This is a genomic window from Ramlibacter sp. JJN2-2R (assembly GCF_057747835.1).
The window spans coordinates 3,451,380-3,465,909 of record NZ_CM173226.1; the positions used below are offsets into that span (position 1 = coordinate 3,451,380).

15 protein-coding genes are annotated in these 14,530 nt (G+C 70.9%); all 15 read right to left on the reverse strand.

Annotated features, from left to right (window positions below):
* Positions 1–59: 59 nt before the first annotated feature.
* Complete coding sequence (locus tag AC3ANR_RS16735; protein WP_488289236.1) at positions 60–881, reverse strand: DUF429 domain-containing protein; 822 nt, start codon at positions 879–881, stop codon at positions 60–62.
* Positions 878–1,306: an acyl-CoA thioesterase gene (locus tag AC3ANR_RS16740; protein WP_488289237.1), complete on the reverse strand. Its 429-nt coding sequence runs from the start codon at positions 1,304–1,306 to the stop codon at positions 878–880. Before AC3ANR_RS16740 ends, AC3ANR_RS16735 begins: the two co-directional genes overlap by 4 nt.
* A 22-nt stretch (positions 1,307–1,328) precedes the next feature.
* Positions 1,329–1,751: a BLUF domain-containing protein gene (locus AC3ANR_RS16745; protein WP_488289238.1), complete on the reverse strand. Its 423-nt coding sequence runs from the start codon at positions 1,749–1,751 to the stop codon at positions 1,329–1,331.
* A 1-nt stretch (position 1,752) separates the two neighbouring features.
* A complete protein-coding gene (folE, locus tag AC3ANR_RS16750) occupies positions 1,753–2,487 on the reverse strand; it encodes a GTP cyclohydrolase I (protein WP_488289239.1) in 735 nt (244 codons plus the stop codon).
* A gap of 80 nt (positions 2,488–2,567) precedes the next feature.
* Positions 2,568–4,313, reverse strand: coding sequence for an ATP-dependent DNA ligase (locus AC3ANR_RS16755; protein WP_488289240.1), 1,746 nt, complete (start codon positions 4,311–4,313; stop codon positions 2,568–2,570).
* 1 nt (position 4,314) lies between these two features.
* Entirely contained in the window at positions 4,315–5,358 is a 1,044-nt protein-coding gene (locus tag AC3ANR_RS16760; protein WP_488291834.1) for a ligase-associated DNA damage response exonuclease, read from the reverse strand.
* Entirely contained in the window at positions 5,352–6,584 is a 1,233-nt protein-coding gene (gene clsB / locus AC3ANR_RS16765; RefSeq protein WP_488289241.1) for a cardiolipin synthase ClsB, read from the reverse strand. The genes AC3ANR_RS16760 and clsB overlap by 7 nt, the downstream gene beginning before the upstream one ends.
* A gap of 5 nt (positions 6,585–6,589) precedes the next feature.
* On the reverse strand, positions 6,590–7,318 hold the full coding sequence (locus tag AC3ANR_RS16770) for an endonuclease/exonuclease/phosphatase family protein (protein ID WP_488289242.1): 729 nt from the start codon (positions 7,316–7,318) through the stop codon (positions 6,590–6,592).
* Positions 7,315–7,773, reverse strand: coding sequence for a dihydroneopterin triphosphate diphosphatase (gene nudB / locus AC3ANR_RS16775; RefSeq protein ID WP_488289243.1), 459 nt, complete (start codon positions 7,771–7,773; stop codon positions 7,315–7,317). Before nudB ends, AC3ANR_RS16770 begins: the two co-directional genes overlap by 4 nt.
* Positions 7,774–7,906: 133 nt before the next feature.
* A complete protein-coding gene (gene aspS / locus AC3ANR_RS16780; RefSeq protein ID WP_488289244.1) occupies positions 7,907–9,709 on the reverse strand; it encodes an aspartate--tRNA ligase in 1,803 nt (600 codons plus the stop codon).
* Between the two features lie 43 nt (positions 9,710–9,752).
* Positions 9,753–10,370 (reverse strand): DUF502 domain-containing protein, encoded by a 618-nt coding sequence (locus tag AC3ANR_RS16785; protein WP_488289245.1) that lies wholly within the window; start codon positions 10,368–10,370, stop codon positions 9,753–9,755.
* Positions 10,371–10,386: 16 nt separating this feature from the next.
* Positions 10,387–10,749, reverse strand: a complete 363-nt coding sequence (locus tag AC3ANR_RS16790) for an FmdB family zinc ribbon protein (RefSeq protein ID WP_488289246.1) — start codon at positions 10,747–10,749, stop codon at positions 10,387–10,389.
* 87 nt (positions 10,750–10,836) lie between these two features.
* Positions 10,837–12,297 carry a high affinity choline transporter 1 gene (locus AC3ANR_RS16795; protein ID WP_488289247.1) on the reverse strand — a complete coding sequence of 487 codons (1,461 nt, stop codon included), beginning with the start codon at positions 12,295–12,297 and terminating at the stop codon, positions 10,837–10,839.
* Positions 12,298–12,347: 50 nt separating this feature from the next.
* On the reverse strand, positions 12,348–13,916 hold the full coding sequence (gene ubiB / locus AC3ANR_RS16800) for a ubiquinone biosynthesis regulatory protein kinase UbiB (RefSeq protein WP_488289248.1): 1,569 nt from the start codon (positions 13,914–13,916) through the stop codon (positions 12,348–12,350).
* The gene (locus AC3ANR_RS16805) at positions 13,913–14,488 is read right to left on the reverse strand and encodes a hypothetical protein (protein WP_488289249.1); all 576 of its coding nucleotides are present in this window, start codon (positions 14,486–14,488) and stop codon (positions 13,913–13,915) included. The genes ubiB and AC3ANR_RS16805 overlap by 4 nt, the downstream gene beginning before the upstream one ends.
* Positions 14,489–14,530 lie beyond the last annotated feature (42 nt).

The window sequence follows — 14,530 nt, forward strand, 5'->3', positions numbered from 1 at the left end:
GTCGCGTCCGAGGGGCCCGGATGGCCCTTTGGAGCCATGGCCCGCGCGGGGGGTGCGGCTCAGGCGCTGACGATCCAGCCTTCCAGCGGATCGAGCGCTTCGGGCAGGCCGTAGCGCGGCGGGCCGGCGCGCAAGGCCCACGCGGCCTGCACGAGGCACAGCACGGCGTCGAGCGCATCGCCGCTGGCGTCCGCGGCCAGCGCATCGCGCTGCGCATGGCTGAGCTTGAGGCGCAGCGCGAGCCGGGTCCGGCCCGCCTCCAGGCCGGTGAGGATGTCCTTGCGCGCGATCAGGCGCTCGGCCGTCTGCTTGGCCGGATCGTCGTTCTTGTAGCTGCGCCGGCCGATCAGCTCGCGCGCGAGCAGGCCCGGATAGGCCTCCAGCGCCACGCGCGACGGATCGCCCCCGCGCAGGCCGGGCAGGTCCACGCCGGCCGCCAGCAGCAGCGGCAGCGCCGCATGCAGCATCCAGGCGACCGGCGGGTTGACCCACTTCATCGACGGGCTCGACCCGGCGCGCCGGTCGAAGGCCCGGTGGGCGAACTTGCCGCCGGCCGGCCGGGCATCGCAGAAGGCGGCGAAGCGCGCGCGGATCTCCTCGCGCGGCAGGCTGCAGTAGTGCCGGATGCAGTCGAGCCACCGGGTGGGCCAGCCGAGCGTCTCGACCAGTTCGCGCGGCAGGCCGAACGGGACGTCGAAGCCGCCGACCCAGGCGCCGGGCTCGGCCAGCCAGTGGCCGAAGGCGGGCAGGTTGTCCAGCCGCTCGAGGCGGTCGAGCACCACGCGGTCCTGCACGAGCCGGCCGAAGGCCAGCACGATGGGCTTGCGGCGCGAGGGCGCGCTGGAGAAGTCGCAGCCGACCAGCGCCGGGGCCGGCGTCACGCGGGCGGCGCCCCGAGCGCCGCGCGGACCTCGTCGGGGATGCGCGCGCTGCGCAGCGGGCTGCCGGGCCCGGCCTCGTAGCGGCACCACACGCGCGATTCGCTGCCCCGGGCCAGCACGCGCGCGTCGGCCGCCAGCACGACCTCGTGGCTCACCGTGAACGAACTGCGGCCCCAGCGCGAGACGTGCGAGCGCACCTCGCACTCGTCGCCGAAGGTGGGCGAGCTGAGGAACGCGCACTGCGAGTCCACCAGCGGCAGCGTGAACTGCTCGGCCCGGATGCGGGCGGCCGGATAGCCGGCCTGCGCCACCAGGGCCCAGGTGGCCGCGTCCATCCAGCGGTAGTAGGTCGGGTAGTAGATGATGCCGGCGGGGTCGCAATCGCCCCAGCCGAGCGAGCGCCGCAGGATGCCGGTGACTTCCATCGACGACCGTGCAGCGGCGCGCTCAGGCCCGGCCGCAGATGGCGGCGGTGGCCATCAGGTCCTCGAGCAGCGCGAGCGACACCTTGCCGGAGACGGCGTACGGGTCGAGCTCGGCCTTTTCGGAGTACTTGAGCAGGATCGAGTGGTTGAGCTTGGTGAGGTTGACCTGGCCCATGGTCCAGCCGCCGAAGCGCCGCTCGAAGATCTCCTCGTAGTGCAGCAGCGCGACGTCCTTGTGGCGCGGGTCCTTCTGGATGTGGCCGAACAGGTCGGACACCTGCATGCGGCCGCCCTCGATGGCCTGCAGGAAGATGCCGCCGCCGTAGCACAGGATGCCGGTGATGCCGCTCACCGGGTTGTGCTGGCGGGCCTGGTGCAGGATGGATTCGATCGCGTCCGCGCCCGGATCGACCGCGCGGCTGCAGTACAGAAGGCGCACCAGCATGTCAGCCCCCATTCCGTTTCGGGATCAGCGCGAGGAATTCGCGCCGCAGCGCGGCGTCCTTGAGGAACACGCCGCGCATGACCGAGTTGATCATCTTGCTGTCCATGTCCTTCACCCCGCGCCAGGCCATGCAGTAGTGGCTGGCCTCCATCACGATGGCCAGCCCGTCGGGCTGGGTCTTCTCCATGATGAGGTCGGCCAGCTGCACCACCGCCTCCTCCTGGATCTGGGGCCGGCCCATCACCCACTCGGCCAGCCGCGCGTACTTGGACAGGCCGATCACGTTGGTGTGCTCGTTGGGCATCACGCCGATCCAGACCTTGCCGATCACCGGGCAGAAGTGGTGGCTGCAGGCCGAGCGCACCGTGATCGGGCCGACGATCATCAGCTCGTTCAGGTGCTCGGCGTTCGGGAACTCGGTGATGGTGGGCGGCCTGACGTAGCGGCCGCGGAACACCTCGTTCAGGTACATCTTGGCCACGCGGCGCGCGGTGTCGGCGGTGTTGTGGTCGCTCACCGTGTCGATGACCATGCTGTCCAGCACGGCCTGCATCTTCACCTCCACCTCGTCGAGCAGCGCCTCGAGCTCGCCCGGCTCGATGAACTCGGCGATGTTGTCGTTGGAATGGAAGCGCTTGCGCGCGGCCAGCAGCCGCTCGCGGATCTTCACCGAGACGGGCGTGCCCTCGTCGGCGGCCGCGCGGACCGGCGGGTTCGGATCGGCTTTCATGAGCATGTTCGATCGTAACACCGGGGGCGCAGCCCCTGTGCCGCGCAGGTGAACCCTTCCGGGCCATGCCGGCGCTTGCGAGCCAGCTACAGATTCAGGAGCGCCTCGAGGTCCTGCAGGGTGTTGGCCTCGTGCAGCGGCTTGTCGTGCCGGATGCGCAGCATGCGCGGGAAGCGCACGGCGATGCCGCTCTTGTGGCGGCTGCTGCGGTTGATGCCCTCGAAGCCGAGCTCGAACACCAGCGAGGGCCGGACGCTGCGCACCGGCCCGAACTTCTCGATGGTGCTGCGGCGGATCAGCGCGTCGACCTGCCGGAACTCCTCGTCGGTCAGGCCCGAGTAGGCCTTGGCGAAGGCCACGAGCTGCAGCGCGCCGGGCTGGGGCGGCTCCTTGCGCGCGATGGCCTCGAGCACCGCGTCGGCCTCGGCCCGGCCGGCCGGCGGCCGGTTCCAGACGGCGAAGGTGTAGTCGGTGTAGACCGAGGCGCGGCGGCCGTGCCCCGCCTGCGCGTACACCAGCACGCAGTCGATGGTCATGGGCTCGACCTTCCACTTCCACCACAGGCCGTCCACCTTGGTGCGGCCGGTGCCGTAGGCGGCGTCCAGCCGCTTGAGCATGAAGCCCTCGACGCCCAGCTCGCGGGAGCGCTCGCGGCGCCGCGCGAACTCCAGCCACGAGTCGGCCGTCTCCACCGGCGAGAGCTTGATCCGCGTGCCGGCCAGCAGGGCCTCCAGCCTCGCGCGCCGCTCGCGCTGCGACAGCTCGCGCACGTCGACCCCGCCCTCCTCCAGCAGGTCGTACGCCACGAAGCTCACCGGCGCCTCGGCCAGCACCTTCTTCGTCAGCGTCTTGCGGCCGATGCGCTGCTGCAGCAGCGAGAATGGTGCGGGGCGGCCGGCCAGGCCGGGGGGCGAGGCGACCTCCTCCCCCGGCTCCCCGGGCTCCGGGTCGGCCCACACCAGGATCTCGCCGTCCAGCACCGTCCCATCGGGCAGTGCCTGCGCCAGCGCGACGATCTCGGGGAAGCGCTCGGTGACCAGTTCCTCGCCGCGCGACCAGATCCACACCCGGCCGCCGCGCTTGACCACCTGCCCGCGGATGCCGTCGTACTTCCACTCCACCTGCCAGTCCTGCACCGGGCCGAGCCGGGAGCCGAACACCTCGGCCGTGCCGTCGAGCTGGTGCGCGAGGAAGAAGGGATAGGGCTGGCCCTCGTCGGCGCGGTGCGGCGCGCCCTCCTCCACCTGCGCCACCAGGGCGGAAAAGCGCTCGGCCGAGGGCATCACCTTGCCGTCGGTGTAGCCCATCATGCGCTGGGCGACCCGCTTGGTGTCCACGCCGCTGTGCGCCGCCAGGGCGCGCTGCACCAGCAGCTTGCTCACGCCGACCCGGAAGCCGCCGCCCACCAGCTTGGTGAGCAGGAAACGGCCCTGGTCGTCCAGCTCGCGCCAGTAGCCGCGCACGCGTTGCGCGATGTCCGCGGGCGGCAGGCCGCGCAGCGGCAGCAGGCGCTCCTCGATCCACTCGGCCAGCCCGACGTGCGACGTCTCGCCGGCGCGCGGCAGCACGTGGGCGATGGTCTCGGCCAGGTCGCCGACCGCCTGGTAGCACTCGTCGAACAGCCAGGGCTCGATGCCGGCCTCCTCGCAGGCCAGCTGCGCGAGCAGGCCCATGTTCAGCACCTGGCGGGGCTTGCCGCCGGCCAGGAAGTAGACGGCCCAGGCGGCATCGGCGGGCGTGGCCTGGGCGAAGTAGCGCTGCAGCGCCTCCACCTTGGCGTTGGTCGAGGTCGTCGCGTCGAGTTCGGCGAAGAGCCGCGAGAACTGTTCCACGTCAGGAGCCCGCCGCCTCCGGCGTCTCCGGCGCCGTGTCGGCCTCGACGGCGTCGTCGCCGTACTCGGTGTCGAACCCTTCGGCCTGCAGGCCCTGCTCCTGCAGGTAGCGCACCATCACCGGGATGCTGCCGTGCGTGACGATCACGCGCTGCGCGCCGGTGGCGCCGATGGCGGCCAGCAGGCCGGGCCAGTCGGCATGGTCCGAGACCACGAATCCGCGGTCGTAGCCGCCGCGCCGGCGCGCCCCGCGCAGCTGCATCCAGCCGCTCGCGAAGGCCGTGCTCGCGTCGCCGAAGCGCCGCAGCCAGGTGCTGGCCACCGCGCTCGGCGGGCACAGCACCAGGGCCCGGCGCAGGTCGGCCCGGTCCTTCACCTCGGTCACCATCTGCGTCTGCGGCAGCGGCACGCCGGCGGCCCGGTAGGCCGCGTTCAGCGGGGTGACGGCGCCGTGCACGATGATCGGCCCGATGGTCGGGTCGACGCCGCTCAGGATGCGCTGGGCCTTGCCGAAGCTGTAGCAGGCCAGCACGCTCGCGCGGCCGGCATCGACGTTGCGCGCCCACCAGGCGTTGATGTCCGCGAACAGCTCGTCGTCCGGCCGCCAGCGGTAGATCGGCAGGCCGAAGGTCGACTCGGTGATGAACACGTCGCAGCGCACCGGCTCGAACGGCTCGCAGGTGGGGTCGGGCGCCACCTTGTAGTCGCCGCTGGCCACCCAGACGCGCCCGGCGTGCTCGAGCCGCACCTGGGCCGACCCCAGCACGTGGCCCGCCGGATGGAGCGACACGCGCACGCCGTGGTGCTCGATCGCCGCGCCGTACGGCAGCGTCATCAGGTCGATGTCGCCCAGGCGCGAGCGCAGCACGCCCTCGGCCGGCTCCGCCGCCAGGTAGTGCCCGTGGCCGGTGCGGGCGTGGTCGGCGTGCGCATGGGTGATGACCGCGCGCGGCACCGGGCGCCAGGGGTCGATGTAGAAGTCGCCGGGCGGGCAGTACAGGCCCTCGGGCCGCTGCACGACGAGGTCGTCCGGCGCGCTCACCAGTAGCTCCGCTTGCCGTGCACCGCGAGCGCCAGCCGCATCAGGCCCAGGGCCAGGTGCTCCAGCAGCCGCTCGTGCCAGGGGCGCTGCGCGTACTGGCCGGGATCCATGAGCTGGCCCTCGCGCTCGACGGCCTGCAGCAGCCGCGCCCGCAGGCCGGCGGCGAAGCCGGCGTCCTCGATCACCACGTTGGCCTCGCGCGCGAGCAGCAGGCTGAGCGGATCGATATTGGACGAGCCCACGGTGGCCCAGCGGCCGTCCACCACCGCCACCTTCGCGTGCAGGAAGCTGGGCGAGTATTCGTGGATCACCACGCCGGCGCGCAGCAGCGCGCCGTAGACCGGGCGCGCGGCGTAGTACTGCATGAAGTATTCGTAGCGCCCCTGCAGCAGCAGGACGACCTTGACGCCGCGGCGGGCCGCCTCGACGAGCGCGCGGCGCATCTTGTGGCCGGGCACGAAGTACGCGTTGGCGATCACGATCTCCGAGCGCGCGCGGCCGATCGCGCGCCGGTACGCGCGCTCGATGCGGGCCCGGTTGCGCAGGTTGTCGCGCAGCACGAGGGCGGCGCGGGTGCGCCGGCTCTCGGCCGGCGCCGGCGCGCGCGCGTCACGGGGGCGCATGCGGCGGCTTGCCCGCAGCTCGCGCAGCGACGTCAGCGCACCGGCAAGCTGGCCGTGCCGCAGGTCCTGGAACGTGCGCATGCGGTCCCACAGCCGCAGCATCGTCTGGCGCACGTCGGCCACCAGCGGACCCTCCACCCGCACGGCGAAGTCCAGGCGCGGCGCCTCCAGGGCGCCATGGTTCGGGTCGTGCAGGTCGTCCAGGATGTTGATGCCGCCGCAGAAGGCGACGGACTCGTCCACCTGCACCAGCTTGCGGTGCAGGCGCCGCCAGCTCGAGGGCCGGAACACGCCGAAGCGGCCCGGCGGCGCGTACACCCGCCACAGCACCCCGGCGGCCAGCAACCGGTCGCGCCAGGCATCGGGCACCGGGCCGCTGCCGAAGCCGTCGACCAGCACGCGGACCGCGACCCCGCGCCGGGCGGCGCGCTCCAGCGCGAAGGCGACCTCCTCGCTCGCGCCGGTGAAGTCGAAGATGTAGGTCTCCAGCCAGACCTCGCGCTGCGCCGCGTCGATGGCGGCGGCCAGGGCGGGGAAGTACCCGGCGCTGCCTTCCAGCAGCTGCAGCGCATGGCCCGTTCGCAACGGCGGGATCCGGTGCGCCATGGTGCCTACAGCTTGAAGCTGGCGACGAGCGGCAGGTGGTCGGACATCTTGCCCCACACGCGACCACGCGGGATCTCGACGCCCACCGGCTTGAGCCCCCGCGCATACACGTAATCGAGCTGCGCGAGCGGCAGCCGCGAGGGATAGGTCGCCGCCTTCTCGTGCACGAAGTCCTTCAGGCCCAGCTCGCGCATCGCGGGGCGCAGCTTGCCGCCCCAGTCGTTGAGGTCGCCCGCGACCACGAGCGGCGCGCGCGAAGGGATCTCGCGCTGGATGTACTGGCCCAGCTGCTGGACCTGGCGCACGCGGCTGGCGGCGATGAGCCCCAGGTGCAGCACGATGACATGGACGGTGCGGCGCTCCACGCGCACCTGCACGTGCAGCAGGCCGCGCTGCTCGAACCGGTGGTCCGACATGTCCTCGTGGCCATGCGACACCACCGGCCAGCGCGAGAGCAACGCGTTGCCGTGCTCGCCATGGCGGGTGGTGGCGTTGGTCTGGTAGACGGAGGCATAGCCCTCGGGCGCGAGGAATTCGGCCTGCGGCAGCTCGGGCCAGCGGGTGAAGTAGCGCTCCTCGCGGCGGTGGAGCTTGCGCACTTCCTGCAGGCACACGAGGTCGGCGTCCAGCTGCTCCACGGCATGGCCGATGTTGTGGATCTCGAGTCGCCGCACCGGTCCGATGCCCTGCACTCCCTTGTGGATGTTGTACGTCGCAACACGCAGCACGGTCATTGCGCAAATTGTGGCAGCAACAGGATCGCTTCGGCGTTGGACGGCGAGAAGCACGCGTCGGCGGCCGCCTGCCACGGCAACCAGCGGTAACCGCAGTGCTCGCGCGGATCCAGGCGCACCGGCGTGCCGGCGGGCACCCGCAGGCCGAACACGTGCTCGGTGTTGTGCGTGACGCCGGGCCCGTAGCGGTGCAGCCAGCGTGGATAGATCTCGTAGACGTTCTCCAGGCCCCAGTCGCGCAGGCTTGCATGCAGCGGGGTGCCCGGCGCGCAGTCGATGCCCGTTTCCTCCAGGACCTCGCGCACGGCGGTGGCCACGAAGTCCTCGTCGTCGCTGTCCTTGCTGCCGGTGACCGATTGCCAGAAGCCCGGCGCGTCGGCCCGATGGATGAGCAACACGTCCAGCGCCGGCGTGTGGATCACGACGAGGACGGACTGGGGAATCTTGAAGCGCACGGGCCTGGATCGCTGGTTCGCGGGCCTGGAGCCTACCAGCGCGCCCAGCTCAGCATGGGCGCCGGGCCATCGCTTCCCGCAAAGAAAAAGGGCGCCGAAGCGCCCCTGTTCCCGAGCCCTTGCGAGCCTGACCTCAGGATGCCTGGGGGTTGCGCAGGCGGATGTGCAGCTCGCGCAGCTGCTTCTCGTCGACCGGGCCCGGGGCCTGGGTCAGCAGGTCCTGGGCGCGCTGGGTCTTGGGGAAGGCGATCACGTCGCGCAGGCTCTCGGCGCCCGTCATCAGCATGACGAAGCGGTCCAGGCCGATGGCGATGCCGCCGTGCGGGGGCGCGCCGTACTGCAGCGCGTCCAGCAGGAAGCCGAACTTGGCCTTGGCCTCCTCCGGGCCGATCTTGAGCGCGCGGAACACCTTGCTCTGCACGTCCTCGCGGTGGATCCGGATCGAGCCGCCGCCGAGCTCGATGCCGTTGAGCACCGCGTCGTAGGCCTTGGCGACGCAGCGGCCGGGGTCGGTCTCGAGCCAGTCCTCGTGGCCGTCCTTGGGCGAGGTGAACGGGTGGTGCACCGCGTTCCAGCGCTGGCCCTCGTCGTCGAACTCGAACATCGGGAAGTCCACCACCCACAGCGGCTTCCACTCGCCCTGCACCAGGCCCTTGGCCTTGCCGAAGTCGCTGTGGCCGACCTTCACGCGCAGCGCGCCGATGGCGTCGTTGACCACCTTGGCCTTGTCGGCGCCGAAGAAGATCAGGTCGCCGTCCTTGGCGCCGGTGCGCTCGAGGATGGCCGCGATGGCGGCGTCGTGGATGTTCTTGACGATCGGCGACTGCAGGCCCTCGCGGCCCTTGGCGGCGTCGTTGACCTTGATCCAGGCCAGGCCCCTGGCGCCGTAGATCTTCACGAACTCGGTGTAGCCGTCGATCTCGCCGCGGCTCATCTCGCCGCCGCCGGGCACGCGAAGGCCCACCACGCGGCCGTCGGCGTCGTTGGCCGGGCCGGAGAAGACCTTGAAGTCGACGTCCTTCATGACGTCGGTGAGCTCGGTGAACTCCAGCTGCACGCGCAGGTCGGGCTTGTCGGAGCCGTACAGTCGCATCGCGTCGACGTGCTTCATCACCGGGAAGCCGCCGAGGTCCACGCCGATCACGTTCTGGAACGTGCTGCGGATCATGCCCTCGAACATCGTGCGGATCTCCTCCTCCTTCATGAAGGAGGTCTCCACGTCGATCTGCGTGAACTCGGGCTGCCGGTCGGCGCGCAGGTCCTCGTCGCGGAAGCACTTGGTGATCTGGTAGTAGCGGTCGAAGCCGGCCACCATCAGCAGCTGCTTGAACAGCTGGGGCGACTGCGGCAGCGCGAAGAACATGCCGTCGTGCACGCGGCTGGGCACCAGGTAGTCGCGCGCGCCTTCGGGCGTGCTCTTGGTGAGCATCGGCGTCTCGATGTCGATGAAGCCGTTGGCGTCGAGGAACTTGCGCACCTCCATCGTGACCTTGTAGCGCAGCATCAGGTTCTTCTGCATGTACGGCCGGCGCAGGTCCAGCACGCGGTGCAGCAGGCGGGTGGTCTCCGACAGGTTCTCGTCGTCCAGCTGGAACGGCGGGGTGACCGAGGGGTTGAGCACCACCAGTTCGTGGCACAGCACCTCGATCTTGCCGCTGCGCAGGCTGTCGTTGGTGGTGCCGGCCGGGCGCGCGCGCACCAGGCCCGTGACCTGCACGCAGAACTCGTTGCGCAGGCCCTCGGCGGCCTTGAACATCTCGGCGCGGTCGGGATCGCACACCACCTGCACGTAGCCCTCGCGGTCGCGCAGGTCGACGAAGATCACGCCGCCGTGGTCGCGCCGGCGGTTCACCCACCCGCACAGGGTGACCGTCTGACCGAGCAGCGTCTCGTCGACGAGGCCGCAATAGGTGGAGCGCATTTGTTGTGAAGACATGGGAAAACCTCGGGGAAAGGTGGCGCGCCGCGGCAGCGGCGCGTCAGCGGGGATTGTGGGCCGGCGCAGCCGGCACGACCACGCCCATCGAGATGACGTAGCGCAGCGCCTCTTCGACGCTCATCTTCAGCTCGATGCAGTCGCGCCGGCGCAGCATGACGAAGTAGCCGCCGGTGGGGTTGGGCGTCGTGGGGACGTAGACGCTCACGAAATCGTCGGGCAGGTGGGTGGCGACATCGCCGCCCGGCGAGCCGGTCACGAAGGCGATGGTCCAGACGTCGGCGCGCGGCCACTGCACCAGCACCGCGGTGCGGAACGCGTTGCCCGAGGGCGAGAACAGCGTGTCCGAGACCTGCTTGACGCTGGAGTAGATGGACCGCACCACCGGGATGCGGTGCAGGATGGCATCGCCCCAGGCGACCAGCTTGCGGCCGACGAAGTTGCTGGTGACGGCGCCCACCACCAGCAGGATGGCCAGCGCCAGCAGCACGCCCAGGCCCGGGATGCGGTAGCCGATCAGGCGCTGCGGCTGCCAGGCCTCGGGCAGGATCAGCAGCGTCTGGTCGAGCGTGCCGACGATCCACTGCAGCACCCACAGGGTGATGCCCACCGGCGCAAGGACGAGGAGGCCGGCAAACAGCCAACGGCGGAGTGCGGCCATCGCGGGTCCCGGGCCGTCAGTGGCAGGCGCAGGCACCGCCGCAGCCGCCGGCCGAGGCCGAAGGCGTGTCGGGCTTGGCCGCGGTGGCGCCCTCGGAGGGCTTGGCATCGCCTGACTTGTCGGTGGACTTGTCGGCGGGCTTGGCGTCGTCGGACTTGGCGGCGGTGGACGTGGCGCTGCTGCCGCCGCCCCCACTGTTGTTGCGGAAGTCGGTGACGTACCAGCCGGATCCCTTGAGCTGGAAGCCGGCGGCGGTGATCTGCTTGCTGAACGCCTCGGCCCCGCAGGCCGGGCAGGTGGTCAGCGGCGCATCGGACACTTTCTGCAGGACGTCCTTGGCATGGCCACAGGAGCCGCACTTGTAGGCGTAGATGGGCATGGCTAGGAAGGAAGTGACGCGGGGTGCAAAGCCTTCAATTATAGGCGGGGGGCCGGAAACCAACCCCGCGTCCGCTGGCGCGGCGGCTCAGGCGACCATGCTGTGCATCCGCGGCTCCTTGCGGTTGCGAAGCACCTGGGGCGCCAGCGAGCCGGCGACCATGCCCGCCAGCGCGGCGAGCAGGCCCGCCAGCTGGCCGGGGAACAGCTTGCTCCACGCCTCGTTGAGCTGCGGGAAGAACAGCACCCAGGTGGTGATGCCGGCCACGATGGAGACGATGGCGCCCTGGGTGGTCGCGCGCTTCCAGTACAGGCCCACCACCAGCGGCACGAACGCGCCCACCAGCGTCACCTGGTACGCGGCGGAGACCAGGTCATAGATGGGCGTGCCCTTCATCGCGACGGCGTAGGCCAGCACGATGGCGGTGAAGACGACGATGGTCACCCGCATGGCCAGCAGCTGCTGCCGGTCGCTCATGTGCGGGCGCAGGTTCTTCAGGATGTTCTCGACGAAGCTGGTCGAGGGCGCCAGCAGCGTGGCCGACGAGGTGCTCTTGATGGCCGACAGCAGCGCGCCGAAGAACAGGATCTGCATCACGAGCGGCATCTTGGTCAGCACGAAGGTGGGCAGCAGGCGCTGGTAGTCGTTGCGGGCCAGCTCCATCGCCTGGTCGCCCATGACCACCACCGCGCAGGACACGATGAACATCGGCACGAAGGCGAACAGGATGTAGCTGACGCCGCCGATGACGGCGCCGTTGCGCGCGGTGGTCGCGTCCTGGGCGGACATCACGCGCTGGAACACGTCCTGCTGCGGGATGCTGCCCAGCATCATCGTGACGCCGGCGCCGACGAAGAAGGCGATGTCGGTGAACGAGGCGGGCGGCAGGAAATTGGCCAGCTCCTTCGAGCGGGCCATCGCGAGCACCGGTTCCGTGCCGCCGGCCAAGTCGGTGGCGAAGACGGCGATGACCGACAGGCCGATGATCAGCACGATCATCTGGATGAAGTCGGTCCACGCGATCGCCAGGAAGCCGCCGATCACCACGTAGACCAGCACCGCCATGGTGCCCACGATCATGCCTGTGGTCTCGGACATCGCGCCGTTGGTGAGGACCGAGAAGACCAGGCCCAGCGCCGTGATCTGCGCGGCCACCCAGCCCAGGTAGCTGAGGATGATGGCGCCCGAGCAGAACACCTCGACGCCGCGCCCGTAGCGCTGGCGGTAGAAGTCGCCGATGGTCAGCAGGTTCTGGCGGTACAGGCGGGCGGCGAAGAACACGCCCACCAGGATCAGGCAGGTGCCCGCCCCGAACGGGTCCTCGACGATGGCGTTCAGCCCCCCCTGCACGAACTTGGCCGGGATGCCCATGACCGTCTCGGCGCCGAACCAGGTGGCGAACGTGGTGGTCACCACCATGGCCAGCGGCAGGCTGCGGCCGGCGACGGCGAAGTCGGCCGTGTTGTGGATCCGGGTGCCGGCCCACACGCCGATGCCGAGCGTGCCGAGGAGGTACAGGACGACGAACGAGATGAGTGTGTAATTCACCAGCACCCCCGTGGATGGGCGGCGGAATTATGCCCGAGGGGCCCCTGCCTTCAGAGCCAGCGGACCCAGGCCGCGAGGTGGGTCGCCGCCAGGCCCAGGGCGAATCCCAGGCCCAGCGCCAGCATGGTCTGCAGCAGGCGGTTGGTGCGGCGCTGCTCGGCGAGCAGCAGCTGCAGTTCCTCCTTCTTCTGCGCCTCCGGCCGGCGGCGCAGGTAGTCGTGCAGCAGGCGCGGCAGGTCCGGCAGCAGCTTGGCGTAGCGCGGGGCCTGGTCGCGCAGTTCGTCCAGCAGGCGCTGCGGGCCGACCTGCTCGAGCATCCAGCGCTCCAGGAAGGGCTTGGCCGTGGCCCACAGGTCCAGGTCGGGATCGAGCTCGCGGCCCAGGCCCTCGATGTTCAGCAGCGTCTTTTGCAGCAGCACCAGCTGCGGCTGGATCTCGACGTGGAAGCGGCGCGAGGTCTGGAACAGGCGCATCAGCACCATGCCCAGCGAGATCTCCCGCAGCGGCCGGTCGAAGTACGGCTCGCACACGGCGCGGATGGCCGACTCGAGCTCGTCGACGCGGGTCTCCGGCGGCACCCAGCCCGATTCGATGTGCAGCTCGGCCACGCGCTTGTAGTCGCGGCGGAAGAACGCGCTGAAGTTCTGCGCCAGGTAGTCCTTGTCGAACTCGGTGAGCGTGCCGATGATCCCGAAGTCCAGCGAGATGTAGCGCCCGAACGTGGCCGGGTCGGTGCTCACCTGGATGTTGCCCGGGTGCATGTCGGCATGGAAGAAGCCGTCGCGGAACACCTGGGTGAAGAAGATCGTGACGCCGTCGCGCGCCAGCTGCTTCATGTCGACCCCGGCCTCGCGCAGCCGCTCGACGTGGCTGACGGGAACGCCGTACATGCGCTCCATCACGATCACCTCGGAATGGCACCAGTCCCAGAACATCTCGGGGATCAGCACCAGGTCCAGGCCGTCCATGTTGCGCCGCAGCTGGGCCGCGTTGGCCGCCTCGCGCAGCAGGTCCAGCTCGTCGTGCAGGTACTTGTCGAATTCGGCGACCACCTCGCGCGGCTTGAGCCGCTTGGCGTCGGCCGACAGGCCCTCGATCCAGCCGGCCATCATGCGCATCAGCGCCAGGTCCTTCTCGATCACCGGCAGCATGCCGGGGCGCAGCACCTTCACGGCCACCTCGCGCGTGCGGCCCTGGCGGTCCTTCAGCGTGGCGAAGTGCACCTGCGCGATCGACGCGCTGGCCACCGGCTCGCGCTCGAAGCTGGCAAAGATGCTGCCGACCGGGCGCCGGAACGCCCGCTCAATGGTGGCGATGGCCACCGCGGGGTCGAACGGCGGCACGCGGTCCTGCAGGCGCGCCAGTTCGTCGGCGACGTCGGCGGGCAGCAGGTCGCGCCGGGTGGACAGCACCTGGCCGAACTTGACGAAGATCGGGCCGAGGCGCTCCAGCGCCTCGCGCAGCCGCTGCCCGCGGGGCGCGTCGAGGTTGCGCCCCACCGTGAGGACGCGGGCGACCCGCTGCAGCCAGGGCAGGCGAAAGCTTTGGAGGAAGAGCTCGTCGAGCCCGTAGCGCAGGACGATCCAGAGGATGAACGCGCTGCGAACCACCCGCCTCATGCCGGCCCCGAGCCCTTGCCGCCGACCCCCGGCGCGGGGGTCGCGGCCGGCGGCGGCGCGCCGGGAACGAACCGCCGCAGGGCGTCGGCCATCGCCCGCGCCGCCTGCGCGGCCGAGTGGGCCGGGGCGTCACCCACCAGGCGCGACAGGTCTTCCTCGACATCCCAGCGCACGTGGTCGACCAGCCAGTTCACCTCGGCGGCGAACTGCACGTCGCCGGCGATGCGCACCGGCGGCTTTTCGCCGCGCAGCGCCGCCTGCGCGAGCGACCAGGGCGAGTCCTCGGTGACGGTGAGCGTGAGGTCGGGCGCGGTGCCTGGATCGGCCAGGTCCAGCAGGCCCGCCGGGGTGGCGGCCAGGCGGATGTGGAAGACGCGCCAGCGGGCCTCGACGACGCGGCCCTGCTGGCGGCGCAGGCGCTCCATGGCCTGCGGCTCCTGCATCAGCACGTGGTTCAGGACCAGCACCAGGCGGTGCTGCGCCTCGTGGACCGCCCAGGGCGGCGGCGCGAGGCGCGAGCCGATCGCATCGAGGAGGCTGTCGACGAAAGGAAGCGGCGGGGTGGAGGCCATCGGCCGCCATTATGGGGCGCGGCCCGCGCCCCGAGGGCAGGC